The sequence below is a fragment of the Polyangium spumosum genome (genome assembly GCF_009649845.1).
GTDB lineage: Bacteria > Myxococcota_A > Polyangia > Polyangiales > Polyangiaceae > Polyangium > Polyangium spumosum.
In genome coordinates this window covers 36,189-61,855 of record NZ_WJIE01000005.1, presented here as the reverse complement: position 1 = coordinate 61,855, position 25,667 = coordinate 36,189, and the positions used below count along the sequence as shown (strand labels likewise).

Below are 25,667 nucleotides of genomic sequence, written 5' to 3'. Positions count from 1 at the left end.
GCTCGCTCGCTAGATGAACATCGAGTGGGGATTCATTGCTTCTTCGGGGAGGGGCGCGCTTCGCAGGCCCATGGCCACGGGCACCTCGTAGAGCCTCCCGGGGCCGAGGCGGGCCCAGAAATGACGGAGCCCCGGCACGATCACCTTCACCACCACGAGGTCCGTGTCGGGCCGCGTCTGATCGAGCACCAGGGTCTCGAGCCCGCGGCCTCTGGCGATCTCCACGCAATGCGCCACGGCCTCCCGGAGGTCCTCGAAGGCGGAGGGCGCGAAATCACGCGGCGTGCGCGGCGCCGCGCCGCTCGGCCGGAGGTAAGGCTCGGACTCCACCGTCGCCTGCCGCAGCCAATCGACGATCTGCCCACCCGGCGAGGGTTTGTCCGGGTCGCCCGTGAAGACGAACGGCAAGAGCTGGTTGTGCTCGGTGACCGCGCGGAGCAAGGCCAGCCGAGCGTCGAGGTGCGCGCCGAACCCGAAGACGATCGATTGAAACGGCCCCTCCACCTGCCGGGAGAGCGCCGCGAACGTGGGGATGCCCAGATCACTCGTCAGGTCGAGGGCCCAGAGCTCGCGCCCTCGGGCGCGCCAGTGCCGGGCGGTCTCGAGGAGGTACGGCTCCTCGAAGCTCCCGAGATCCACCCCCGGCGCGCGCAGGCGGTTGTACCACCAGAGGGCGACGGCGTCGCGCTCCACGAGCTCGAAAAACCCCTGGAGCACGGCCTCGGCGCGCGTATTGCCCGCGGCGCATCCGTTGGAGTCCGCCCGCGTGAACAGCGGGCCCTCACGGAATGGATAGCCATAATAACAGAACGCAGTGGGCACGAAGCGCCGCCGCTCCTCGGTCAGAGACCAGACCGGGCTCCATTCGATGCTCCGCGCCGGATCGAAGGGCTCGGGCACCCAGGTGCACATCTCGCCGTGCCGATTCCAGCGGTCCCGCTCGGCGTATTGACGAGGGCTGTATCCCATCAAGAGGACGGGATCGAGCGCCTCTTCGCCGAGCTCCTTCGAGTTCCTCCGGACGCGCGCCTCGTCGCCCTGGAAGACCCCCGCATACCGCTCGATCGACTCGCAGATCGCGCCGGTCTTCGCCTGGATGTCCGTCCGACCCTTGCCCCCGGAGAGGCTACGCAGCGTGCTGCGGAGCGAGGAGAGGTCGTGCGCGAGCTGGGCGAAGTTGTGGTCGGTCGAATACGAGAAGACGAGCCGTGGATCGTCCTCGGGGCGCACCGTGCGGCGCAGGCGGCTCACGATACCCGTGATGGGGCTCAGGTGAAGGGAGAGGCGCTCGAACGTCTCCTCGGGCGTCGCCTGCCGGAAGCCGCCGTCCGCCGAATAGATCCGGGGCGTGGGTTCGAGGAGGACGGGGAGCTCTTGCGCGCGCGTGACCGTCGCGGGATCCCCACAAGCCGGGCACTGGGGGCGACGCGTGAGCGAATGCGTGTGGCTCTCGAACGTGGTCGTGCCGAGCGTGACGACCCGACCTTCGAGCGACGGGATCCCGCCGAGCGCGGCCCAGCGCGCGACGGCCGTGGCGATCGCGGAGGCGAGGGCGCGGCGCGTGGAGGGCAGGGCGCAGAGGGCGGGCGGATGGACGGGCTTGCCGGTGCGGCGCTCGAGATATCGCTCGACGCGGCGATGTCCCTCCAGTCGATGGGCGAGGCAGCGCCAGCACCCGGTTTGTCCGGGAACGAAAAGCGGCCCGAGCCAGCCTTCGCTCCCGCTCGGTCGAGCGAGGAGCCACGGTTTTCCGTCTTCGAGCCTGGCCTGGTTGAAGGATTCGAGCGCGGGGCGCAGGTAATCGTCCACGAGGACGATGGGCAGGTCCCCCTCGTCGCTCGTCGTGATCCCGAGCTCGTCGAGGGCCTCGACGACCGGCGTCGTCTCCACGTCGCCGAGGGCGACGAGGGCGACGCGGGCCCGACGCAGGCGCTCGCGGGCCTGCGCGGGCTCGATGTCGAGGCCGTCCCAGAAGGCGGCCTCCGCGGGGGGCATATCGGCCTCGTCATTCGTGACGAAGCCGCCTCTGCGGAGCATGGTGATGGCGTAAAAGACCTCCGCCGGGGAGACGTGCTCCAGGAGGCGCTCGCAAATCTCCTGTTCGGTCAGCTTGCCGTCCAGGAGTGGCGCGAGCACCTGATGGGTGCGGCCGTGCAGGACGTGGCTACCTCCTTCCCAGAGGAGGTAGACGCCCTCGCCTTCGATGGTCTCGACGCGAAAGGAACGTTTGAAACGCGGGCGAGCGAGCATGAAGCTGCGCGTCGATCAGTTGCTCTTCGTGTCCTTATGAACCTCACCCCCCGCGGTGGCGGTGCCGCTCGCGGTGCCAGGCGCGGTGGCGGTGCCGCTCGCGGTGCCGGGCGCGGTGGCGGTGCCGCTCGCGGTGCCAGGCGCGGTGGCGGTGCCGCTCGCGGTGCCAGGCGCCGCGTGCTGCCCTGTCCCCAGGGTGAGCGCCTCGACGCCGAGATCCGCCGGCGGCATCGGCAAGTCCATCGGGAGCGCGACGTCGTGCGCGATCTCCAGGCCGAAGTGCTGCTTGGCGAAGCTTTTGATCGTGCCCGAAGGGTCGTCTTCGAGTTGCTTACGGAACGAACCCTCCGACCACGCGTGCGCGACGAGGAAGCCCCACTGCACCTTGTTCAAATTGTCCGTCTTCTCCATGATGCACCTCAAGTGTGTGTCTCATGGTATGGGCGAATTTGCAAGTCGGACCACCGACAAAATCGTGCTCTGCACGCCTCGGGCATAATGGCATTACGGGCTCATCGAGCCGGAGGGTGCACTGCATAGGTTCTGTCGTCAGCGTGCTCGAGGACGCGCCGTCTGTGCGGAGTATGGACGAACGAGCATGGAGCTGCGCGTCAATCAGTTGCTTTTCGCCTCCATACGAACCTCCCCCGCGGTGGCCGTCCCGCTCGCCGTCCCGCTGCCGGTCCCCGTGCCGGGCGCCGCGTTGAGCCCCATCCCCTGGGTGAGATCCTCGAAGCCGAGATCCATCGGCGGCAGCGGCAGGTCCATCGGGAGCACGACGTCGTGCGCGAGCTCCAGGCCGAATTGCTGCTGGGCGAAGCGCTGGATCGTGCCCGAAGGATCCTCCTCGAGCTGCTTTCGGAAGGACGCCTCCGACCAGGCATGCGCGACGAGGAACCCCCACTGCACCTTGTTGAGCGTGTGCTGCTGCTTCATGATGCACCTCGAACCCCAAACTGTCTCATTTTCCATCGGTTTGGACCAGACGAGTTCGTGGCGGGATCTTGCTTTGCGCGCCGAGCCCATTACGTAATGTAACCTATTCTCGTATTCACCCCACCCGGGCGCGGCGCATCGCGCGGGCGACGCCCGTTTGCAGGGTGCTGTGCGTGCTGATCCCCGAGAGGTCGATTCCCAGCGAGACGAGCGTCTGCGCCACCTCCGGGCGGATGCCCGTGAGCATCGGCTCGGCGCCGAGCAATACGACCGAACGCGCGGCCCGCACGAGCGCGTCGGCCACCTCGGCGTCGACGCGCGGGACGCCGGTGATATCGAGGATCGCCACCCGCGCCCCGCTCCGCGCCATACCATCGAGCAACACCGAGATCGCCCGCTCCGCCCGCGCCGGATCGAGCGCTCCGACGAGCGGCATGACCATCACCTCGTCACTCACGGGGATGAGGGGCGTGGAGAGCTCGAGGAGCGTCGCCTCTTTCGCGCGCAGCGCCTCCTGTTGAAGGAGGGCGTCGGCGCGATCCTGCTGGGCGCGTACGGTGTCGGTGACGTCCATGATGATCCCCCGCAGCCCCACGGTGCGCCCGTCTTCCTCGGGCACGCATACCGTCTGGGCCTCGACCCAGAGGATCCCGCCATCCTTGCGGACCCAGCGGTATCGCAGGACGGAGCGGCCGTCGCGTTCGAGGAGCTGGTTGCCGAGGGCCGCCTCCTCTTTGTCCTCCGGGTGCACGAGATCGAACCAGAGGCTCGGCCTCGCGAGCCACTCCTCCTTCGTATAGCCCGTCATCGTCTGGATTTGCCCGCTCACGAAGCCCACGCGGCCGCGGCTCGGATCCTCGACGAACCAGCTCTCCCAGACGACCCCGGGCACGTAGTCGATGAGATCCCGGAGCGTGCTGCTGCGCATCTCGGCTTCCTGCAGGCGCGTCCGTAGCTCCCCCACGTCGGACCGAAGCGCCTCGGCGCTGAACGCTTGCTCTCCCATTGTATTTTTTCTCCCCTCGGCGCGAACCGCGCGGCGCGCCCAAGCGCACGCTCCCCCGCTGTGATGATAGATCCGACCCGGGTGTCGGTTCAATCCTCCCTCAATCGGAGCGGAGACGTTCGTGGCGGCAGCCCCGCTTGGCGCCGGCCCCCACCGCGCCCCGCGGCGCACGAACTGCGCCGTGGCGCATTTTTCGCGCCTCATCGGCGGCGATCGGTCAAGATCCGCCACACGAACACGGCTGGCCACGGTCTTGCTACCGCTTCGCCCCCGAGGACCCCATGACCACGAAGAACCCCACCGTCGCCGACTACATGACCCGGAGCCCCCACTCGATCGGCTTCGACCAGACGCTCGTCCAGGCGCACAAGCTCATGCGAGAGCACGACATTCGCCACCTGCCCGTCCTTCGAGGAGGCAGGCTCGTCGGCATTCTGTCGGAGCGGGACCTCGCGTTCGTCGAAGCGCTCCGCGACGTGGATTCGGCGAAGGTCACGGTCGAGGAGGCGATGACCCCGCTGCCGTACACGATCGCCCCGGACGCCTCGCTCGGGGCCGTGGCGCGCGAGATGGCGGAGCACCGCTACGGCTCGGCCGTCGTGATGCGGGAAGGCCACGTCGTCGGCGTGTTCACGACGACCGACGCGCTGCGGGCCCTCGCAGACGCGCTCGGCGGGAAATGAGGAAGTGATGACCGCGAGGCCGCCCACGATCGAGGACGAGATCAGCGAGCTCGTCGCCTCCGTGATGCCGGGGGCGGCCGTGCTGCGCGTCTCGCGCCTCGGCCCCGACGAGGACGAGGACGGCGGGGCGACCGGCAAGGCGATCGGATATGGCGTGCCTCTGCGGATCCGCGTGCAGAGGCCGGACGGCGCGTTGAGCGACCTCTGCCTGCACACCGCCGGGCCGGACGAATTCGGGCACGACCGGCGCGCCGACCGGGCCTCGAACATGCTCCTCGCCTTCGATAGCTTCGCGAGGATCCCGCGGCACGTGCGCGCGCTCGACGTCGGCGCGGTCCTCGAGGGCGGCCGCCTCGTATCGCTCCGCGAGAGCGGCGAGTTTTACCTCGTCACCGAATACGTCGAGGGGCACGTCTACGCCGACGATCTGCGGCGGATCGCCCGCGATCGCGCCCTCACCGATCGGGACCTCGGCCGCTGCGAGGCGCTCGCGCGGTCCTGCGCGGAGATCCACGCGGTCCGGCAGGACGCCCCCGCGGTCTACCGGCGCGCGATCCGGGACCTCGTGGGCCACGGCGAGGGGATCTTCGGGCTCGTCGACGGGTATCCGGACGACGTGCCGATGGCGCCGCCCGAGAGGCTCCAGGGGATCGAGCGGCTCTGCCTCGCGTGGCGGTGGAAGCTCAAGGGTCGCGCCGAGCGCCTGCGCCGGACGCACGGCGATTTCCATCCGTTCAACGTGGTCTTCGACCGCGCGGGGGAGCCTCGGCTGCTCGATACGAGCCGCGGCTCGGCCGGCGACCCCGCGGACGACGTCACGTGTTTGTCGATCAATTATTTATTTTTCGCGCTCGAGTCGCCGGGTTCGTGGCGCGGCGCGTTCCAGGCACTCTGGCGCACGTTTTTCCGGACCTACCTCGACGTGACGGGCGATCGCGAGCTCCTCGCCGTGGCCGCGCCGTTTTTCGCGTGGCGCGCGCTCGTGCTCTGCAATCCGCGGTGGTATCCGTCGATCCACGCGAGCACGCGGGACGCGCTCCTCTCGTTCGTCGAGCGTGTGCTCGAGGCGCCGCGTTTTGATCCCGATGAAGCGGAGGGGCTGTTTCCATGAAAGGCGCGGTCGTATGGATCACGGGGCTGCCTTCGTCCGGGAAATCGGCGCTGGCGGAGCGGGCGTGGAGGCGGCTCTCGCACGAGCAGAGGCCGAGCATCTTGCTCGACGGAGACGCGGTGCGCGCGGCGATGCGCCCGCCGCCCGGGTACGACGAGGAGGCGCGAGCGCATTTTTACGAGACGCTCTCGAACCTCGCGGCCTTGCTGGCGCACCAGGGGCACGTGGTGATCGTGCCGGCGACGGCGCACCTCCGCGTGTTCCGTGAAAAGGCGCGCGCGGTCGCGCCCCGCTTCTTCGAGGTCTACGTCTGCGCCCCGGCCGAGCGTTGCGCGGAGCGGGACGCGAAGGGGCTTTACGCGGCGGCGCGCGAGGGAAAGGTCTCGGGGCTGCCCGGCTTCGACGTGCCCTACGAGCCGCCGGAGGCGCCCGATGTGGTCGCGCTCGGCGGTTATGACGAGGAGGCGGTGGGGAAAATCGTCCGCCTGTGCACCTGAGGTCGCCGCATGCCCCTCGTTCAGGAGGTCCCCTCGGAGATACGTTCGCTTACGCGCTTCGTGCCCCTCCTCGGCGAGGCCGCCGTCGAGGACGCGCGAAACCTCGCGCGTAGGCTCCAGGAGCGGCTGGCCGGCGCCGTCGTCTGGAACGTCAACTCGACCGCGGTGGGCGGCGGCGTGGCGGAGATGCTGCATTCGCTCCTCGGTTATGCGCGCGGCGCGGGCCTCGACGTGCGATGGTTGACGATCGGCGGTCCTCCCGAGTTTTTCCATCTCACCAAGCGCCTGCACCACGCCCTCCACGGCGGGCGCGGCGATGGTTCTCCTCTGGGCGAGGCCGAGCATCACGTTTATGCGTCGAACCTTTGCAAGAACGCCGTCGAGCTCCGCGGCCTCGTCCGTCGAGGCGACGTGGTGCTGCTCCACGACCCGCAGACCGCGGGGCTCGCGCCCTCGCTGCTCGCGGCGGGCGCGCGGGTCCTCTGGCGGTGCCATATCGGGGCGGACGACGTCAATGCCGACGTCGAGCTCGGCTGGCGATTCCTGGAGCGGTACCTCGACGGCGTCCCGATCCTGATCTTTTCGCGCGAGCGGTATGTCCCGGACCGTTATCGTGACGGCCGCGTGGTGATCATCCAGCCGAGCATCGACGCGTTCTCGGCGAAAAACGTCGAGCTCGACGAGGACACCGTCCGTTCGATCCTCGTCCACGTGGGCCTCGTCGAAGGGCCTCCGCCGCCGTCGCCGCGCGAGTCCTTCCTCCGCAGTGACAACACGCCGGGGCGCGTGGAGCGCTTTGCCGACGTCATCCGGCTCGGGCGCGCGTCCGCGTGGGAGACGCCGCTCGTCGTCCAGGTGTCCCGCTGGGATCCGCTGAAGGACATGGCGGGCGTGCTGCGTGGGTTTTCGCTCATGGTCCAGAACCACGCCCTGCCCGAAGCGGACCTCGTGCTCGCGGGCCCGAACGTACGCGCGGTGGCCGACGATCCGGAGGGCCCCGCCGTCTTCGAGGACGTCTACCGCGCATTTCGTGAGCAGCCGGCCGCCATCCGCGCGCGTATCCACCTCGCGATGCTCCCGACCGCGGACGTCGAGGAGAATGCGGTGATCGTCAATGCCCTGCAGCGGCACGCGGCCGTCGTCGTGCAGAAGAGCCTGCACGAGGGTTTCGGCCTCACGGTGACGGAGGCCATGTGGAAAGGGCGCCCCGTCGTCGCCAGCGCCGTCGGCGGGATTCAGGACCAGATCGAAGACGGGGTGAGCGGCGTCCTCTTGCCCGATCCCGGAGATGACGAGGCGTTCGCCGACGCGCTGCATCGTATCCTCGCCGATCCTGCCCTCGCCGATCACCTCGGCGCCGCGGCGCGCGCGCGCGTGCGGGACAGGTTTCTCGGGGTCCGGCACCTCGTCCAGTACGGCGAGATCATCGGGCGGATGCTCGCGGCCTGAGCCCGCTCTCGAAAATGCTTCCGTCGTATTGGCTCCTTCGATAGTCTCGCCCTTGCCATGCGCCTCGCCTCACGCACCACCCTCTCGGGCCTCTTTCTCCTCGCCATGATCCCGCTCGCGTGCTCCTCCTCGGGGCCATCCTCCACGGGGAGCGGAGGCGAAGGCGGAGGCGGCGCCGCGGGGCCTGGCTCGGGCGGCGCGGGGCTCGGCGGCGTCGGCGGTATGGGAGGAATGACGTCCTCTTCCTCGTCGGGCGTGGGGCCCGGCGGCGCGACGGGCAGCGGCGGGAGCCTGCCGATGCTCCCGTGTGATCCGGGGTTCGCGTTCGACAGCAATCCGATCACCTCGCCGATCCTCACCGTCTCGTACACGAACCAGACGCCGTATGCCTACGTGAACATGAAGGTGACGGGCCCGGGGGCCCCGGCCTCGCAATGGGGCGGCGTGGTGGGCAACGGTCCGTATACGTGGACGTACACCGTGTACGGATACGATCCCGGCACCTTGACCTTCACCTTCGTCGAAGGGGAGAACGGCGGCAACCCCGGTAACCCCGTCGCGCAATGCCAGGTCCAGGCGCTCGTCGAGGGCAGCACGGACCCGGGCGGGAGCGGCAGCGGGGGCGGCGGGCAGGCGAGCTGCGCCGACCTCGCGCAGGCCAATGGTTGGCCCGGCGGCACGTACACCTGCGACGACGGCAGCAAGAACTGGTGCGCGGGGACGGGCACGCCCACGAGTGATTGCGTGCGGTGCTGCACCCCCTCGTGCGGCGTGCTCGCGAACCACTACGGCGCGGCGGACGCGAAGTGCGACGACGGGAACAACGGCGCCTGCAATGGCTCGGGCATGATCACCTGGGATTGCAAGGCCGGCTGCTGCGGCACGGGGATCCCGAACTCGAATCCGCCCGTCGGCGGGGCCTTCGGATACCCCGTGGGCGACAAGAGCACGAGCCCCGCGGGCGGGGCGGGATGGCAGGTCTGGCAGGTCCTCGGGCATTACTGGGACGTGTACGGCGGCGCGCACCTCGCCGAGGACATCGGCAAGGCCGGCGCGGCGAACGCGCCCGTGTATTCGGTGGCGGACGGCGTCGTCCTGGTCTCCGCGCCGAACGGCAGCTCCTACGTGAACGTGATCCTCGTCCAGCACCCGATGCCGGACGGCACGAGCGTGTGCTCCTTCTACGGCCACCTGGCCACGCGCACGGTATCGCCTGGACAAACCGTGAAGCGCGGCGATCCGATCGGCACGATCCTCGACCAGGGCTCGAACTCCCACCTGCATTATTTCATCGCGCCGAAGAACCTCTGCGACAAGATCGCCGGCTTGAATGGCGGGGGTGCCTGCGGATACGACGGCTCCGGCGGCGTCCCCGGGCTCGGGCACGCCGACCTCGCGAACGCGCCGGCGTCGTACACGGCTCAGGGCACGAACAATGGTTGCAGCCTGAACGGATACCAGATCCTGGCCCCGCACGATTTCATCGACGCGCATCACTTCTGAGCCGAGTCGACCGCTGTCGACAGAACGGGCCTCGGGCTCGCCCGCGGGTCAATGCACAGGTGGGCCCGCAGCTCAAGAGAAATTCGACAGCGCCCTGCTTTCCGAGCAAATCCTCGGCGGAACGGCACGCTGGATTGTGTTCATGGACACGTGGCTGGGGCTCGGACGAGGTTCCGGTCAACCCGCCGGGCGTTCGGAGTTGCCAGTTTTTACCTTCTCTTGCGTCGGGGGCCAGCTATCATGGCGTTCGCATTTTCCTTCATTCTTTATGAAGGAAGAAACGGAGCGAACATGATGGGCTTTTGGCGCAGAAGGATCGCGACGGGCACGGCATGGCTCGGCGCGTTGCTCTTGTTGGTGGGGCCGGGATGCGCGGTGAGCGGCGCCCCGGGCGACGAGGAGAAGACTGCTGACGACAGCGCTCAGGTCAAGAACACGCCGTCCTTCCTGACCGCGGGTGACTTCGTCAGCATCTACTGGGGCGAAGAAGAGGAAGAGGAAGAAGAAGAGGAGGAAGAGGAGGAAGAGGAGGACGATCGCGAGCTCGAGGAGGCGGATATCTACCGCGTCATGGGCAACGGGTATCTGCTCAACCTGAACCGTTACCGTGGCCTGCAGGTCGTCGACTACAACGACCTCTCGAACCCGCAGATCGTCGGCAAGTTGCCCATCTCCGGCACGCCCGTCGAGATGTACGTGGACGGCAACGTCGCCGTGGTGCTGCTGAACGAGTGGTACGGCTACAAGGCGGACCCGAACACGCTCATCGCGCGCGAGCGCGCCGGCGGCCTCGTGGCCCTCGTGGACGTCAGCAATCCCCTCGCTCCGACGCTCATCTCCGAATACAACGTCCCGGGGAAGATCTCGACGAGCCGCTACGCGAACGGCTCGACGAAGAACTCGCTTTACGTCTCCGCGCTCCAGAACGGCTGGATCAACGAAAATGGCGTCTGGACGTACAAGAACGAGAGCGTGGTCAAGAGCTTCGACGTGTCCGCCACGTCGATGGTCCCGATGACCGAGCTCCAGCTCGGCGGCAACGTGACCGCGATCCAGGGCGAGGGGACCACGCTGCTCGTCGCGCGTCGCACGTCGTCCTGGCCGACGACGAGCGTCGTCTCGATCGTCGACATCTCCGACATCAACGGCGCGATGTCGCTGCGCGGCTCGGTCACCACGTCCGGCTATGTCCGCACGCAGTTCCACATGGACTTCCGCAACGACCAGCTCCGCGTCTTCTCGGGCCCGATGTGGGGCGGCGTGGGCCAGCAGAGTTATCTGCAGACCTGGAACGCGGCCGACAAGGACAACCCGATCCCCGTCGACACCGAGAGCTTCGGCGTGAACGAGCGGCTCTATGGCGCCGTGTTCATGAACGACAAGGCGTTCGCCGTCACCTACCAGCAGGTCGATCCGTTCCACAGCTTCTCGATCGACCCGTATGGCAACGTCAATGAAGAGAGCGAGTTCATCGTCTCGGGCTGGAACGACTACCTCCGCCCGGTGTCGAGCGGCACGCGCCTCATCGGCATCGGCGTGAACGATCAGAACGGCCGCAAGATGGCCGCGAGCCTCTACGACATCACGAACCTCACGAACCCGAACCCGCTGATCGCCCGCGCCGAGACGGCCGAGGACGACGGCACCTGGAACTTCTCCGACGCCCAGTGGGATCACCGCGCGTTCAAGATCCTCGAGAATGCGGTCACCGTGCCGACGCCGACGGGGACCGGGGTCGAGACGGGCCTCATCATGTTGCCCTTCACGGGCTACAAGTACCAGAACAACAGCTACATCTATCGCTCGGGCGTCCAGCTCTTCACGTTCTCGAACAGCACGCTCACGCGCCGGGGGACGCTGGATCACGTGGACAACGTGCGTCGATCGACCCCGCTCGGCGGGACGAGCAACGCCGTGGTCATCTCCGACACGGTCATGTCGTTCCACAATCAGGCGGACGTGGACAACCCCGCGCAGCTCTCGCAGATCGACCTCGCGCCCGATTACGTGAAGATCATCCCGTGGGGGGACGACTACCGCCTCCGCATCCGCAACCCCGAGGGATACTACTCCTGGTACTACAACAACACGGCGAGCGCGCGGGTGGAGGTCATCCCGGCGAACGCGAACGCCGACCTCGCCGAGCCGCTCACGACCTTCGAGATCCCCCTCTACGCGGCCCATTTCACGGCGGGGAACTACCTCATCACCACGAATTCGAAGTGGTTGTGGCCGAACTACGAGACCACGGTCAAGGTGTTCGACCTGACCGACCCGCTGAACCCGCAGACGAAGGGCACGCTGGTCACGACCGCGTTGCCTCCGACCAACTCCTATGGCCGGAACGTCCACGCGACGAGCAACGCGCTCGTCTATCAGCAGACGCAGTGGGCCTACGAGCAAATCGGCTTGTACCAGGGGCGTGATGCCTACCTCCAGGGTCTGCCGACGTATTGCAACAAGAACGCGGACGGCTGCGAGTTCTACACGGGTGAGCGCCAGTGCCAGACGCCTGAGAACGGCCAGGAGTACTGCGCCGGCGGATTCGCCAGGTGCACGATTCACGTGGGCGCCGCGACCACGTGCGTGCCGGTCGAGCCGAGCTGGATCGAGCCGTACCTGACCTGGGAGACCTACGAGGGCGAGGCGCACCGGAACCCGACCTATGCCTCGTTCCAGATCGTCGACCTCTCGGATCCCGCGAACCCGAAGGTCGTCCCGAACAAGATCCAGCTCTCGGGGGCCGATTGGTTCGCCGACGCGCGCACGAACGGCGACGACCTCTACATCACCGTCAAGAACGACGCGCAAAAGCCGGGTGATCTGCGTCCGTACACGAAGAACTTCCTCCGTCGTTACGACCTGACGAACCCCTCGTCACCCGTCCTCGCCGGGAGTTTCAACATCCCCGGCCAACCCATCGACGCGTTCGGCAACCGGATCTTCACCCGCGACCGTCAATGGGGAAGCCGCTGGTACGAGGAGGCCATCGCCCAGGTCAAGCTGACGGGCAATGGCGCCAAGCTCGAGAAGCACAAGAAGTTCGTGGGCAAGGCCCTCACCGTGATGCTGGCCGACAGCACCGCCCACGATCGGGTCGTCGTCAACCTGCTCTCGACCTGGGTTTATCAAGGTAACATCATTGCGATGCTGGCGCCGCAGAACGGGAACAAGCCGAGCTTCGACGTCCTTTCGGAGACGTCGATCGACGGCTACCACGTGCCGCTCCAAGGCGTGAGCTCGCACCGCTGGTTCATGTCGGTCTCCGGCGGCACGCTGATGATCAACGCCGAGGATCCCGCGGACATCAAGGCGCAGGCGTTCTTCCCGGTTTATTACGGGAACGGCGGGGTCGTCACGCACAACGGCGAGATCCTCGCCGCGGCCGGCAGGCTCGGCGTCTACCAGATCGGCGAGAACGACTCGAACCTCCTGCAGTAATCGTCGGTCCCCCCACCCCGCCCCTCATCCGTCGCCGGCGTCGCTCTCCTCGCCGGCGCGGATGTCGTATTTCCGGATCAACGTGCGCAAATGGCTCCGGTCCATACGCGCGAGCCGCGAGGCCTCCGAGACGTTGCCCTTGGCGCGTGAGACGAGCTCTCGCACGTAACGCGCTTCCCAGCGATCCGCGGCCCTTTGTTTGGCCATTCGGTACGGCACGCGCAGGTCGAATTCGTCCTCGGGCGCGGCCCCGGGGCTGCCCTCGTCCCGCCCGCTCCCGAGCGCCAGGAGGGCCGGATCGTCGAGCAGGACCGCGCGCTCGACCGCGGCCCGGAGCTCGCGCACGTTGCCCGGCCATGCCTGCCGGCAGAAGGATTCGAGCAAATCGGCCGGCATGGGCCGGTTCGGGGCGAGCTCGGCATAAAAATGGCGCGCCAGCCGCTCGACGTCGCCCGTGCGCTCGCGCAGCGGCGGGATGTGGATACGCACGACGTTGAGCCGGTAGTACAGGTCGGCGCGGAAGGTGCCGCGGTTGACCTCGGTCCGGAGGTCGCGGTTCGTCGCGGCGATGACGCGCGCGTCGAGCCGGATGCGTTGATTGCCGCCCACGCGCTTGACGGTCTTCTCCTCGAGGGCGCGCAGGAGCTTCGGCTGCATGTCGAGGGGCAGCTCGCCGATCTCGTCGATGAAAATGGTGCCGCCGGCGGCCTGCTCGAAGGCGCCGGGGCGATCGGCGCTCGCGCCCGTGAACGACCCCTTCACGTGGCCGAAGAGCTCGCTCTCGATGAGGGTCGGCGCGATGGCCGTGCAATCGAGCACCACGAACGGGGCGCGGCTGCGCGCGCTCGCCTCGTGGATGGCCGCGGCGAGCACGCCCTTGCCCGTGCCCGTCTCGCCCTCGAGCAGCACGGTGGTGTCGGACGGGGCGATACGCGGCAGGGCGGCGAAGATGCGGCGCATGGCGTCGCTCGCGCCGAGGACGGAGCCGAATCGGTCCTCGGGGCTCAGGGCCTCGCAAATGTCCTCGTCGAGCAGGTCGACGCGCAGGGTGGTGCGCCCGACGCGGAGCTTCGCGCCGTCGTCGATGTACCCGGTGAGGATGCGGGTGCTGCCGATCCACGTGCCGTTCGAGGAGTCGAAATCCCGCAGGAAAAAGCCGTCGGGCGTGGCCGTGATGCTGATGTGGTGTCGCGAGACCGTCGGATCCGTGAGGACGAGGTCATTGCCTTGTGCGGTGCCCACGGACACCTCGCTCTTTTCGGCGCGCAGCGCGGCTCCCGAGTCGGGGCCTTCGATCACGGTGAGCGAGAATCCTTCGAGCCGCAGCTCTTTTGCGCTGGGGCGGAGGAGCAGGGTGCCATCCGTCGACATGGCGGCAGGTTACCACGCGGCGCTCGCGCGGGGTGGAGGGTCGAGCCCCTGGGGATGGAGGTTCGAGCCTCCAGGGGGAGGCGGCGGGATGGAGGTTCGAGCCTCCAGGGGAGGTGCGCCCGCGAGGTCTTCGCCGCGGCGCCTGCGCTGGCACGGGACGTGGATGGTCCAGAGGTCAAGGACTTGGTGGAGGAGAGATATCATGACGACGAAGCTTGCTCATCTCGTGTCGCGGTACGGGTTCGTGGGCGCTCTCCTCGCTTCCGCTTCGGTTCTTCCGGCGTGCGGGGGTGAGCCTGTCGATTTCGAGGAGAACGTGGGCGAGGGGGAGCAGGCGATCGGCGCCACGGGCACGAACAATCTGCCGCCGTTCGTGGTCGACAGCGATCCTCTGAAGCGCAGCGTGACGAACAGCTTCGGCATCACGTCGTCCACGAACCCGGATCCACTCCCGCTCTGCAAGGGCAACACGGTCACAGGGACAGGCTGCACGATGAAGCCGGAGTGGGAGTCGTGGATGGCCGGGGATCCGACGAACCGCGCCCCGACGATGAAGGGGATTGCCAAGTGCGCCGTTGCGTCGGGCTTCACGATTTCGACGAACGACGGGGCGCAGACGTTCGAGGGGCAGTGGGAGCTCTACCCGAACTGGACGACCAACCGGCTCACCGGCGAGGACAAACGCGAGCGTATTAGCTCTTGTCTCCTCTCGCTCCTCAATGGTAACAATCAAGAGCTCCACATCTGCATCATCGGCCCTGGCGGAGCGCCTTTCAGCACGCCGTGCGGCGATTCCAACACGACGCTGCGCGAGGGTGGCTTCTATGGGAATCTCTTCGCCGCCGATCCGACGGCGTACGTCGCCGGGCCCGACACGGCGGATCCGGTGGACAGCGGGCGCGCGTGCTTCGGCTCGCAGGGCAGCTACTGCTGCGCCGAGAACGATACGAGTTGCGACCACCGCATCGTGTTGACCGGCGCGATCCTTGGCTCGCCCGACCAGAACTTCGCAAACAAGCGCTGCAATGCGGAGCTCGTGGACGCTGGCGGCGGTCTCAGGTACTGCCCCTCATTTCATTCGACCCGCGAGCCCGGCCGCAGCTACACGAACGTCTTCACGACGTTCGTCCCGCCGGTCGAGTGAACCGTCCTGCCGTTCTCATCCTCCCTGGCCATCGTCCTCCTCATCGCCCCTCGATCATCCAGTCCACCTCCCCGGCGGCCGTGCCATAGCGGTGCTTCAGGATCGGGTTCCCAGCGAACGCCTGCGACAAACTATCTTTTGCTCGTTCAAGCGACTCCTTCTTGTGGGCCGGGCCGATCTGCGCTTTTCGTAAATGAAGCGCTCCCTGGATGGCCAGCGCCCGCGGCAGTCCTGGAGCCTGCTTCAGGGCTTGCGTGATCCTCTGGAGGCCCTCATCCACGACGGGGAACGGCGGGGCTTCGGGCTTTTCGGCCCTGAGCAACGCCTCGGCCCGCTGGAGGCAGATTTGCGCGGCGATCAGGCGTAGATCCCCGCGGTCGGGCGCCTTCAGGGTGGCCTCCCGCGCAAGCCGCTGTGCTTGCTCGAAGGCAGCCCCACCGGCCTCACCTCGCTCCCGGGCCCAGGTCGCCTGCTCCATCCGAAGCTGGGCCTCGACCATCATGCAGTCGGCGCTGCTCGGCTCGATTCGAAGGCATTGCCCCACCACGCGTAGCCCCTCGTCGAGGCTCGCTCGCGGGTCGACAACCTGCGCGCGCTCATGGCTCGCGAGGAGGTGATAGGCCCGGCCGAGCTCGCGCTGGGCGAGCACGAAATTGGAGTCGATTTCGAGGGCGGCCTTGAAACGGTGGATGGCCACCCGGGCAGGCTCTCGACCGTCTTCACCGGCGTCGAGCCGGTAGGCCGCGAGTTTCATCGAAGCGAAGCCGGAGTTCACGGACGCCAGCAGGTGCTTGTCGTTGATCTGGAGCACGCGGTCCGCCATCTGCACGGCTTCGAGCAGGGTCTTCTCGGGGTTCTCTCCGTGGTCTGCCTGCCATTCGCCGAGCTCTGTCAACCAGGCCGAGGTATTGGTGTAAGCGATGAGGTACTGGTCATCGAGTTCGATGGCCTTCTTGGTCGTGTCGATCGCTCGCTGGAGCGTGCCACGCGCCTCGCCGTTTCGCATGCGGATGCTGGCGCCGGAGAGGCCGAGCGCCAGCCCATGGTCGTTGTAGGCCCAGGGGAACCTGGGGTTGATTCGAATGGCCTCCTCCAGATGGGCGCACGCCCGGTCCAGCGAGGGCTGCACGGGCTGTCCGAGATCGAACAGGTGCTCTGCCAGCTTCGTGTACCCGGCTCCCGTGATCTCCTGGGCATGAGCGTCGGCGGGGTGGAGAGCGATGGCCTCTTTTCCTACCGCGATTTGCGCCCGGAACAGCCGCTCGACCTCGTCTCGCGGAGCGCCATGGCTCTGCGCATACCGCGCCTGGAAGTGATACGCGAAGGCCTTCTTCGTGTGCCCATTCGACTCCGCGGGGGCCGCGAGGAGCGCCTTGTCCGCCGCGGAGAGCGCCTTCTCCAGCTTGGGCCCGGGATCCCGGCCCCGGTAGAGATCCATCTCCTCCTGCCGGATCCACGCCTCCGCGAGCGCCTCGTAGATCTGATGATCGCTCCGCCCGATGTCCGCCGCCTCCTCGTAATGCGCCACCGCCTGCGCGAAATCCCGCTCCGCCTGCTCGTTGTCCCCGCGATCCTTCGCGTCCAGGGCGCGCGCCATGAACACGTCGCCTTCGAGCTTCTCCGCCTCGTAGAGCCACGACAGCTTCCCGCGGGCGCTCTGCGCGCTCTCGATCGCCTGGTCGTACCTCCGGTTGTAGAAATGGATCAACCCCTCGAGGTAACTCGCCGGCACCGTCGGCAAACCCCGGCAACGCTCGAGGTGCACGAGCGCCGGCGCGAGGTATTCCCGGTCGAGCTCCTGCTTGCGCTTCTCGAAATAGCTCTTGTCACCGCTCCGGCGCGCGTCGTCCAGCGCCTGGCTGTAGAGCTCGCCGAGGACCCGCCCGAGCGCGTAATCGAGCTCGGGCTCGCGCACGCCGAGCGCCGCGGCCTTCGCGAGCTCCGCGTGCGCCCGGTCCCACTCCTTCAGCGCGAGGTAACCGCGGCCGAGCGCGTAGTGGTCGAGGCCCGCCGCGAGGTCGCCGAAGCTCTGCATCTCGGCCTCGATCTCGGCCATACGCGTCCGGACGAACGCCTTCTCGGGGCCCGTGTCGTGCAGCGGCACGAGGTACGCGCTGCGCACCAGCCATTCGAGGTCCTTCACCGCCTGCCCGAGCTTCTGCCCGAGCTCGGCGCGCTTCTGCGCGATCGCCTCCCTCCGGGCATTCACGATCACCGTGCGGACGCCGTATCCCGCAAAGGCGATCAGGCTCGAACACAACGCGAGGATCACGACCGCCATCGGCTTGTTGCGCTTGGCCCGCCAGTAGAGGCGCGTCGGCAGGCCGAGGCGGCGCGCGAGCACGCGCTCGCGGTTCAGGAAACGCTCGAGATCGTCGGCGAGCTCCGCGGCGCTCGTATAACGCTGGTGTGGCTCCTTGTTCAGGCACTTGCCCACGATGACGTCGAGGGCGAGCGGGATCGACGGCTCCTTCTCCCGCAGCGGGACCGGATCCTGGATCAGCACCTTGAGCAGGACGTTCACGGCGCTCTCGTCCTCGAACGGCGGCGCGCCGGCGAGGAGGTCGTAGAGCGTCGCGCCCAGGCTGTAGACGTCGCTCCGCGGATCGATGCTGCGCACGCTCCCGCGCGCCTGCTCGGGCGGCATGTAGCCCGGCGTGCCCATCACCGTGCCCGATTCGGTCAGGCCCTTCGTCTCGCTCGCCTCGCGGGCGAGGCCGAAGTCCATGAGCACCGGGCGATATGACGCGCCCTCGTCCGCGCCCGCGCCGAGCTTCTCCACCATGATGTTCGCGGGCTTGATGTCGCGGTGAATGATGCCGAGGCGATGGGCCGCGTGGACGGCCTCGCTGACCGTCCTCATCACGCGGACCTTCTCGTCGAGCGTCATCTCCTTCGCCGCGTCGTGCAGCGACTCGCCCTGCACGAGCTGCATGGCGATGTACGCCTTGTCCTCGACCTCTCCGACCTCGAGGACCTTGCAGACGTTCGGATGATCGATCCGCGCCTGCGCCCGCGCTTCCTGCAGGAAACGCTTCGTGGTGAGGGGATCGGCCCCGTGGATGAACTTGATCGCCACGTGACGGGCGAGCCGCTTGTCGCGGGCCTCGTAGACGGAGCCCATGCCGCCTCGGCCGAGGAATCGTACGATCTCGTAACGATCCCAGCGCCTGGGATCGGCGAGCGGCGAGCGCTCGGAGGCCGCGGGCAGATCGGCGGGGACCTCGGCGACGGTTTCGGCAGGAGGCTCGGTGGGTGGCGTGGACTCCACGCGCGCCGCGCCGCGCCTCCTTCGCCTCTCGCGCGCCAGCTTGACCGTGACCGGGGCCGCTTTCTCCGCCGGGGCAGGGGCGACCGTATCGGCGTGGGCGAGCGTCTCTTGATCCTGGCCCTTTTTCGGCTGCCCCATCACGTCACCTTGGTCTCGGGATGCCGCCGCTCGTCAAGCGCGACGTGCGCCGAGCAGCGCCCGTTACGTGACGGACTGCTTTGCAATCCGGAGACCAAGGAATGGTGAGGCGCGAGGTGGCGAGGGAAAACAATCCGTCAGGACGAACCCGGGGAGGGTCGGCTCACTTGCAGGTCGGCGCGACCTGACCGTCCGAGCCGGTGTGCACGTACGCGTCCGCGATGTAGCCGCTGCCGATGTAGTCCCAGAGGGTCGACGTGCCATAGGTGCCCGTCACCGAGGTCCCCTTCTTCTGGCAGGTGATGGTGACCTTGGCGCCGTCGGGCACCGAGCCCACCGCGGCGCTGCTCGTGCTCGCGTCCGCGCGAATCGTGAGCGCGGCGCCGCTCGTGTTCACCGTGCCGGTGACGCCGCCGCCACCGCCGCCGCCGCCGCCGCAGCTATTCTTGCTGGTGTAGTTCTTGGTGCCATAGAAGTACGCCGTCGCGCCGTTGAAGACGGGCCGGATGGCGACGCCGTTGCGGCGAACTTCGTAATGGAGGTGCGGGCCCGACGAGCCGCCGGTGCTGCCCACGGTGCCGATCTTCTGGCCCTTGCTCACGCTCTGCCCGACCGAGACGATCTGCGAGTTGAGGTGCGCGTAGCGGCTGCGATAACCATTGCCGTGGTCGATCTCGATCCACCGGCCGTAGCTCGTGTTGCCCTCGTTCGCGACGCGGGTGACCTTGCCGCCCGCCGACGCGACCACCGCGTCGCCGATGTCGTCGCTGCGATTGAAATCGATCGAGTTGAGGGGGCTGTGGTTCGTCCGGGTTTGTCCGGCCCAGATCTGCCCGCAGGGGAACGGGAGCTGGAAGGCGGGCATGTTGCTCACGCCGTCGCTCGTGCTGCCGAGCTCCTCGTCGATGGCCTCCTCGCCGGGCGGCGGGCCGTCGTCGAGCCACTCCTCGTCACCGAGCGCCGCGGCCGGATCGTCGCTGAGCTCGACGGGGGGCTCTCCGACGCAGCCGCTCAGGGCGAGGCCAGAGGCGAGGACAAGCAGGTTCGAGGCAAGGGCCCAGGTCGACAGGATTCGCATGGACGACCGAATCAGCAACGAGCGTACCGACGCGTCATCGCAGGGGTTGGATCACAGAATTCGCGCGAGTATGCAGATTCGTTGAACTTTTGCGCGTGGAGCCGGCGCGGCACATCACAGAAATGGGGCAGGGGTGGGGGAACCGTTCCCCACCCCTTGGGGGAACCGTTCCCCACCTCCTGGCCCTCAGCCATCGCATACGGCGGCGAGCTCGATCACCGCGAGCGACATCCCCGTGGCCTCGTCGAGGACCTCGCCGATCGGAAGCTTCGATTGGGTCACGGAGATGACGGCGTCGGGATCGATACGTACGCGGCGCATGCTCCCCGTGGGCACCACCTCGATCATTCCCTCCGCAGGGATGGCGACCGGCTCCGCGTTCGCAGGCGCGTCCATTTGCGTCGTCGACCCGTCCGCCGGGTTGATGCGGTACGAACGAATCTGCTTGCCCGGGGTCATGGCACAAGGCCCCCACGTCATTTCCCCGTGCACGAAGACGAACCCGTCGGCCTGCGACACCCTGTCCGGCTCGAACGTGATCCCGCCCTCCCAGAAGCAACTGACGCCGTGCTGTCTGTCCTTGGGGCACGGCCCGTACTCGACGCTGTCGCCGATGCACCCCACCACCGACACCATCGCGGCGAGTGTCGCCGCGATGCCACACATCCACTTTGCTCTGTCTCGCATGTCATACCTCACGATTCCAAGCATGGCCGTAAGCCCTCGTTCGGGAGCCGAAGAGCAATGCCCGTGCCGGGAGGCGCTCGTTTTGGGGGGTCGTGGGGAGAGGTTACCTGGCCGGCAAACCGAGCTGCTTGCCGAGGAACGTGAACGCGAGCGCGTCCATGTAGGCGCGTTGCTCGTTGTTCGCGGCGCCGCCGTGGCCGCCCTCGGTATTCTCGTAATAGAGCAGGTCCTGCCCGAGCTCGAGCAGCCGCGCGACCATCTTGCGGGCGTGGCCCGGATGGACCCGATCGTCCCGCGTCGACGTCGTGAACAACGTGCGCGGGTACCGCGTGCCGCTCTTCAGGTTCTGGTAGGGCGAGAACCTCGCCAGCGCCGCTCGCTCCTCGGGTTTGTCCGGGTCGCCATACTCCTCCATCCACGACGCGCCCGCGAGCAGCTTGTGGTAGCGCATCATGTCGAGCAGCGGGACCCGGCACACGATGGCGCCGAAGAGGTCCGGCCTCTGCGTCATCATGACTCCCATGAGCAGGCCCCCGTTCGACCCGCCCATGATCCCGAGCTTCGCCGCGCTCGTCACCTTGCGCGCGACGAGGTCCTCGGCGATCGCGATGAAATCGTCGTACGCGCGTTGCCGGTTCTCCTTGAGCGCGGCCTTGTGCCACGCGGGCCCGTATTCGCCGCCCCCGCGGATGTTGGCCACCACGTACACGCCCCCACGCTCGAGCCAGCCGGCGCCCGTCGCCGCGTGGTAATGGGGCGTCATGGACGCCTCGAAGCCGCCGTACCCTTCGAGGAGCGTGGGCGCGCTGCCGTCGAGCGACAGGTTTTTCTTGGCGATCTGGAAGTAGGGGACCTTCGTCCCGTCCTTCGACGTCGCGAACCGCTGCCCGACCTCGAGCCCGCTCGCGTCGAAGAAAGCGGGGTTCTTCTTGAGGATCGCGGCGCGCGTCTTCTTCGTCGCGCTCCCGAGGGCCAGGGACGAAGGCGCCGTGAAGCTGCTCTCCATGAGCCAGTATTCATCCGACGTGTGCTCGTCGTAGGCCCTGACGTGCACCGAGCTCATCGGCGGCGTATCGAGCTTCGTCCGGACGAACCCATTTTTCGTACGCGTATGAACGAACACCGTGCTCTTCACGTCCTCGAGCTCGACGGTCACGAGCGACGTCTTCATCCCCACGTAGCTCTCGAGGGACGTGTTCGGCTTCGGCTCGAACAGCACCGTCATTTCGCGTTTTCCGGCGCGGAAATCCGCGAGCGGCGTGATCAGCAGGGCGCCCGCCGGATAAATCTTTTTGGCGACGACCCACGGGCTCCGGAGCCGCAGGACGAGCTGGCCGTCCCAGACATTCGACTCGGCGTCGTCGGGTTTGTCGACCTTCTCGAATTTGTCGCCGCTGCGGGCGTAGAGCTCCTCCGTGAAGAACGACGGCTTGCGGTAGACCCAGTCGAGCTCTTTGCCATGATCGAACTGGCGCTCGCCGGCGACGACCATGTCGGTCTTTTGCCCCTCGAAGAGCGTCTTCGCCTCGGAGAGCTTCGCGCCGCGCTTCCACTCCTTCACGATCCGCGGATACCCGGAGTCCGTGAGCGAGCCGGGGCCGAAATCGGTCCCCACGTACACCGTGTCGAGGTCCTTCCAGTCGACCGAGCTCTTCGCCTCCGGCAGCGAGAACCCGCCCTCGACGAACTGCTTCTCGACGGTATCGAACTCCCGGACGACGACCGCGTCCGCGCCGCCGCGGGAGAGGTGCAAGAGGCAACGCTCGTACTTCGGGTACAGGCAGTCGGCCCCGTGCCACACCCAGTTCTCTTTTTCGGTCCTGGAGAGGGCGTCGAGGTCGAGGACGACCTCCCATTTCGGCGCCGGCTTCTTGAACTCGTCGAGCGAGGCGCGCCGGTAGAGGCCGCGGGGGTTCACGTCGTCACGCCAGAAATTGTAGACGTACCGGCCGCGCACCTGCGGCATGGGTATTTTTTCCTTGGAATCGTAGAACTTGCGCAGCCGGTCCCGCAGCGCGCCGAACCCGGGCGCGGCCTCGAGCTCCGTCTTCGACTTCGCGTTCCGCTCGGCCACCCACGCGAGCGGCTTCTCGCCGAGGACCTCCTCGAGCCAGAGGTGGGGGTCTTCGACCTTGGGCTCGACCTTGCTCGCGGAAGGAGCCTCCGTCGCGACCGGAGGGGCGTTCGCGACCGTCGATGTGGGCGGCGGGGGAGGTGGCGCCGGCGGCGCGCCACACGCGGCGAGCAGACTCACGCCGAGGAGAGAGGCCAGGGTTCGCATGGGCGCAGTAAAGCGTATTTCCTGGCGCGGCGAAAGGCCACAACGGAGCTCTTCTTCATCGCGCCTCAAGCCTCGGGCGAACCTCGGGGCGCTTCCTGGTCCGTGCTCACGGAGCGCCTTCGTTTTCGTGCCTCGAGGAGCTCCCGGATTCGCTCCACGGCGCCCTGGCAGGCGTCGACGAGCATCAGGAGCGGGGCCAGCGTGGCGATCCACGGCGCCAGGTAGACGCGGCCGCTGCTGTGAGGGAAGCCGCCCGAGAAGACGGCATTCAGGAAACAATACAGCGTCGCGACCGAGGCGAACACCATCGCGCCGAGCTCCATGAGCAGGCGCGCGGCGGCATTGCGGACGGGACGCTGCACGAGGCCGAGCAAGACGGGCGCCAGGAAGACGAACGCGTCGATGATCCCATTGCTCGGATTGTCCGTGAAGAGGTCGATCCCGGTGAACGTCCGGGGGCCCCCCTGGCACGAGGAGCGCTCTCCCCAATCGAAGGGGAGCGTGAGCGCGAAGAGCGCGAGGAGGACGACGCGACGAAACGGGCTCCGGCGTCGCTTGGGGGGTGTCTCGGGGAGGCCTTCCTCCCCTTCAGGAGTCTCCTGTTCGTGCGCCATCGCCGGGAGGATACCGCGGATCCTCCAGGCGCGGATCACGAATCGGCGAGGTGATGGAGGCCAAAACCTCCAGGTCTTCGCTTCCCCTGCGCGGGGTCTTCGTGCGAAACTCGCGGACATGAAGGACAAAGTCATCGTCATCACGGGCGCGAGCGCGGGGATCGGCGCGGCGGTCGCGCGCAAAGCGGCGGCCGAGGGCGCGCGTGTCGTGCTCGCCGCCCGCAGGCAAAAGGAGCTCGCGGAGGTCGCCGCGGCGTCCGGGCCGGAGGCGCTCGCCGTCGTCACCGACGTGACCGCGCGGCCCCAGGTGGAGTCACTCGCGCGGCAGGCGCTCGACCGGTTCGGCAGGGTCGACGTGTGGATCAACAACGCGGGCCGCGGCATCACGCGCGCCCCCTCCGAGATCACGGACGACGATATCGATCTGATGATGCGCGACAACGTGAAGAGCGCGCTCTACGGCATGCAGTCCATCCTGCCTCATTTCAAGGAGCGCAACGCCGGGCAGATCATCAACGTCTCCTCGGTGCTGGGCAGGATCCCGTTCTTCGCCGCGCGCTCGGCCTATTCGGCCTCGAAGCACGCGCTCAACGCCCTCACCGCCGGCCTGCGCGCCGAGCTCCGGCACACGTTTCCAGGCATCGTCGTCACCACGGTCTCCCCGGGGCTCGTCGCCACGGAGTTCGGGCTCAATGCATTACACGGCGGCCTCGATTCGCGATCGATGCCGGGCGCGCAGAGCGTCGACGAGGTGGCCGACGTCGTGCTCGACGTGATCCGCGATCCGCGCATCGACGTGTACACGCGCCCCGTCTACGCCGAGAACGTTCGCCGTTATTTCGAGGACATGGACGCCTTCGAGCGCGCCTCGTTCATCGGGCCGAAGCCGCCCGAGCGGTGAGCGCGCGTCCCCCACGCCGCTCATTCTTCGTACGAAACGGTCATCGGATCGTCGAGCGCGAGGGTCACGGGCTGGAGCTGGGGCAGGCCCGGCGCGGTGTAGCGCACGCCTTCGGTGGGGGAATTGCCGGGGCCGCCGGGGTTGAAGAACGCGCCGTACGATCCCGACGCCGGGATCTCCACGCCGGTGATCGATCGCATGGCCGCCTCGTCTCCGTCGAGCACGATATCGATGTAGTTGTCCCAGTCTTCCACGTAGCAATCGTCGTAGACGACCTCGCCCGAGGCCGCGCGGCCGAGGTCGGCGAGGCCCACGATCCGGATCACGCCCTGGTCCACCGCGTGATCGACGCCCGTCTCTTCGAGCAGCACGTCGCTCCCGTCCGGCGCCTTCGCGTGGAGGCGAAAGAAATGCTCGAACTCGTCCGGGCGGAGCCCACGGACGCCGTCGGGCGAGAAGCCTCCCGAGGTATACACGCGCAACCGGAACTTGGCTGCCGATCCATAAAGGGCCACGCCGTCGTTCGGAAAGGGCCCCTCGACGACCTCGGGTCCTCCCTCGCCCTCCGTCGAGAACCGGGAGAGCTTCGCCGCGACGAGCCCTGGCCCGGCGACGTAGGGGTTCGTGCTCTCCTTGCTGAGCCCCACCGCGCTCACCGGGCCCTTTGGCCCCACGAGCATGAGGGGCTCGTCGTCGGCCACGACGTCGACGCGGACCGGGTGCAGCGACCCGGCCTCGTCCGGGCGCAGGCGATTGCCGAATTCCCCGAACAGGACGGCCACCTGTCGCTCGTTGTATTCGTAGTTCGGCATGATGGTCGCGAACGCGGGCGTGACCTTCGATCCGTCATTCAGGACGACCGAAAAATCCGTCGGCGCGAGCGTCGAAGGCAGGTAGGGCCAACTGAAGACGATCGGCATCGCGTCGGCGCGGGTGACGTCGAGGTTCCCGTTGGGCTCGACCGACGACGTGAGGACGCGGCGCTGCGGCTCGGCGCCGTTCGTGCAAGTGACCTTGTTCCAGGCGCCTCCGGCGGCTCGGACCTCGGCCTCGCCGCCCTCGACCCCGATGATGCCCTCGAAGCCATAACCGGCCGACATGATCTCGGCCTCGGGCGAGAACAGGTCCGCGTGGACGAGTTTGTCCTCCTGGAGGGCGGCGGCGGGATTGCAGGCGACGGCGCCCGCGAGCGGGAGGAAGAGGAGCCAACGCGAAGACGCGCGGATCGAATCTCGAAGGTTCATGCTCCGAGGAGACACCTTTGCGCGCCCGCGCGCGATGACCGAATCGGCCATCGCCGTTGACG

Annotated in this window: 19 protein-coding genes; 8 read left to right on the top strand and 11 right to left on the bottom strand. The window is 67.7% G+C overall.

Annotated elements, in window-relative coordinates; all coding sequences use genetic code 11:
- Nucleotides 1-9: 9 nt before the first annotated feature.
- From GF068_RS17645 to GF068_RS17630, 4 genes are all read right to left on the bottom strand, one after another.
- Complete coding sequence (locus GF068_RS17645) at nucleotides 10-2,250, bottom strand: TOMM precursor leader peptide-binding protein (protein ID WP_153820581.1); 2,241 nt, start codon at nucleotides 2,248-2,250, stop codon at nucleotides 10-12.
- Nucleotides 2,251-2,265: 15 nt separating this feature from the next.
- Complete coding sequence (locus GF068_RS17640) at nucleotides 2,266-2,661, bottom strand: hypothetical protein (protein ID WP_153820580.1); 396 nt, start codon at nucleotides 2,659-2,661, stop codon at nucleotides 2,266-2,268.
- 204 nt (nucleotides 2,662-2,865) lie between these two features.
- Nucleotides 2,866-3,186, bottom strand: coding sequence for a hypothetical protein (locus GF068_RS17635; RefSeq protein ID WP_153820579.1), 321 nt, complete (start codon nucleotides 3,184-3,186; stop codon nucleotides 2,866-2,868).
- A gap of 115 nt (nucleotides 3,187-3,301) precedes the next feature.
- Nucleotides 3,302-4,192 (bottom strand): PAS domain-containing protein, encoded by an 891-nt coding sequence (locus GF068_RS17630; protein ID WP_170319544.1) that lies wholly within the window; start codon nucleotides 4,190-4,192, stop codon nucleotides 3,302-3,304.
- 281 nt (nucleotides 4,193-4,473) lie between these two features.
- On the opposite strand from GF068_RS17630, the gene GF068_RS17625 reads away from it, so the two are divergent.
- The 6 genes from GF068_RS17625 (at nucleotide 4,474) to GF068_RS17600 (ending at nucleotide 12,876) form a co-directional block, all read left to right on the top strand.
- Complete coding sequence (locus GF068_RS17625) at nucleotides 4,474-4,875, top strand: CBS domain-containing protein (protein ID WP_240807022.1); 402 nt, start codon at nucleotides 4,474-4,476, stop codon at nucleotides 4,873-4,875.
- A 7-nt stretch (nucleotides 4,876-4,882) separates the two neighbouring features.
- A complete protein-coding gene (locus GF068_RS17620; protein WP_153820577.1) occupies nucleotides 4,883-5,986 on the top strand; it encodes an aminoglycoside phosphotransferase family protein in 1,104 nt (367 codons plus the stop codon).
- A complete protein-coding gene (locus tag GF068_RS17615) occupies nucleotides 5,983-6,483 on the top strand; it encodes an adenylyl-sulfate kinase (protein ID WP_153820576.1) in 501 nt (166 codons plus the stop codon). The genes GF068_RS17620 and GF068_RS17615 overlap by 4 nt, the downstream gene beginning before the upstream one ends.
- Nucleotides 6,484-6,492: 9 nt before the next feature.
- Nucleotides 6,493-7,932 carry a glycosyltransferase gene (locus tag GF068_RS17610; RefSeq protein WP_153820575.1) on the top strand — a complete coding sequence of 480 codons (1,440 nt, stop codon included), beginning with the start codon at nucleotides 6,493-6,495 and terminating at the stop codon, nucleotides 7,930-7,932.
- 57 nt (nucleotides 7,933-7,989) lie between these two features.
- Nucleotides 7,990-9,435: a M23 family metallopeptidase gene (locus GF068_RS17605; protein WP_153820574.1), complete on the top strand. Its 1,446-nt coding sequence runs from the start codon at nucleotides 7,990-7,992 to the stop codon at nucleotides 9,433-9,435.
- A gap of 291 nt (nucleotides 9,436-9,726) precedes the next feature.
- Nucleotides 9,727-12,876, top strand: coding sequence for a beta-propeller domain-containing protein (locus tag GF068_RS17600; protein WP_170319543.1), 3,150 nt, complete (start codon nucleotides 9,727-9,729; stop codon nucleotides 12,874-12,876).
- 24 nt (nucleotides 12,877-12,900) lie between these two features.
- Here the strand turns inward: GF068_RS17600 and GF068_RS17595 are convergent, their stop codons facing one another.
- Nucleotides 12,901-14,247, bottom strand: coding sequence for a sigma 54-interacting transcriptional regulator (locus GF068_RS17595; RefSeq protein ID WP_153820572.1), 1,347 nt, complete (start codon nucleotides 14,245-14,247; stop codon nucleotides 12,901-12,903).
- A gap of 202 nt (nucleotides 14,248-14,449) precedes the next feature.
- Between GF068_RS17595 and GF068_RS17590 the strand changes: the two genes are divergently transcribed.
- Complete coding sequence (locus GF068_RS17590; RefSeq protein WP_153820571.1) at nucleotides 14,450-15,391, top strand: hypothetical protein; 942 nt, start codon at nucleotides 14,450-14,452, stop codon at nucleotides 15,389-15,391.
- Nucleotides 15,392-15,431: 40 nt separating this feature from the next.
- Here the strand turns inward: GF068_RS17590 and GF068_RS17585 are convergent, their stop codons facing one another.
- From GF068_RS17585 to GF068_RS17565, 5 genes are all read right to left on the bottom strand, one after another.
- Nucleotides 15,432-18,800 carry a protein kinase domain-containing protein gene (locus tag GF068_RS17585; protein WP_153820570.1) on the bottom strand — a complete coding sequence of 1,123 codons (3,369 nt, stop codon included), beginning with the start codon at nucleotides 18,798-18,800 and terminating at the stop codon, nucleotides 15,432-15,434.
- Nucleotides 18,801-18,963: 163 nt separating this feature from the next.
- Entirely contained in the window at nucleotides 18,964-19,878 is a 915-nt protein-coding gene (locus tag GF068_RS17580; RefSeq protein WP_206079494.1) for a M23 family metallopeptidase, read from the bottom strand.
- A gap of 186 nt (nucleotides 19,879-20,064) precedes the next feature.
- Nucleotides 20,065-20,565 (bottom strand): hypothetical protein, encoded by a 501-nt coding sequence (locus GF068_RS17575; protein WP_153820569.1) that lies wholly within the window; start codon nucleotides 20,563-20,565, stop codon nucleotides 20,065-20,067.
- Between the two features lie 103 nt (nucleotides 20,566-20,668).
- Nucleotides 20,669-22,846 (bottom strand): prolyl oligopeptidase family serine peptidase, encoded by a 2,178-nt coding sequence (locus tag GF068_RS17570; RefSeq protein ID WP_153820568.1) that lies wholly within the window; start codon nucleotides 22,844-22,846, stop codon nucleotides 20,669-20,671.
- A 65-nt stretch (nucleotides 22,847-22,911) separates the two neighbouring features.
- Complete coding sequence (locus tag GF068_RS17565; protein ID WP_153820567.1) at nucleotides 22,912-23,460, bottom strand: hypothetical protein; 549 nt, start codon at nucleotides 23,458-23,460, stop codon at nucleotides 22,912-22,914.
- Between the two features lie 118 nt (nucleotides 23,461-23,578).
- Here GF068_RS17565 and GF068_RS17560 point away from each other — a divergent pair, with 118 nt between their 5' ends.
- Nucleotides 23,579-24,361, top strand: a complete 783-nt coding sequence (locus tag GF068_RS17560) for an SDR family oxidoreductase (protein ID WP_153820566.1) — start codon at nucleotides 23,579-23,581, stop codon at nucleotides 24,359-24,361.
- 20 nt (nucleotides 24,362-24,381) lie between these two features.
- Here GF068_RS17560 and GF068_RS17555 read toward each other — a convergent pair whose 3' ends face one another.
- Nucleotides 24,382-25,605, bottom strand: coding sequence for a phospholipase (locus tag GF068_RS17555; protein ID WP_153820565.1), 1,224 nt, complete (start codon nucleotides 25,603-25,605; stop codon nucleotides 24,382-24,384).
- Between the last annotated feature and the right edge of the window lie 62 nt (nucleotides 25,606-25,667).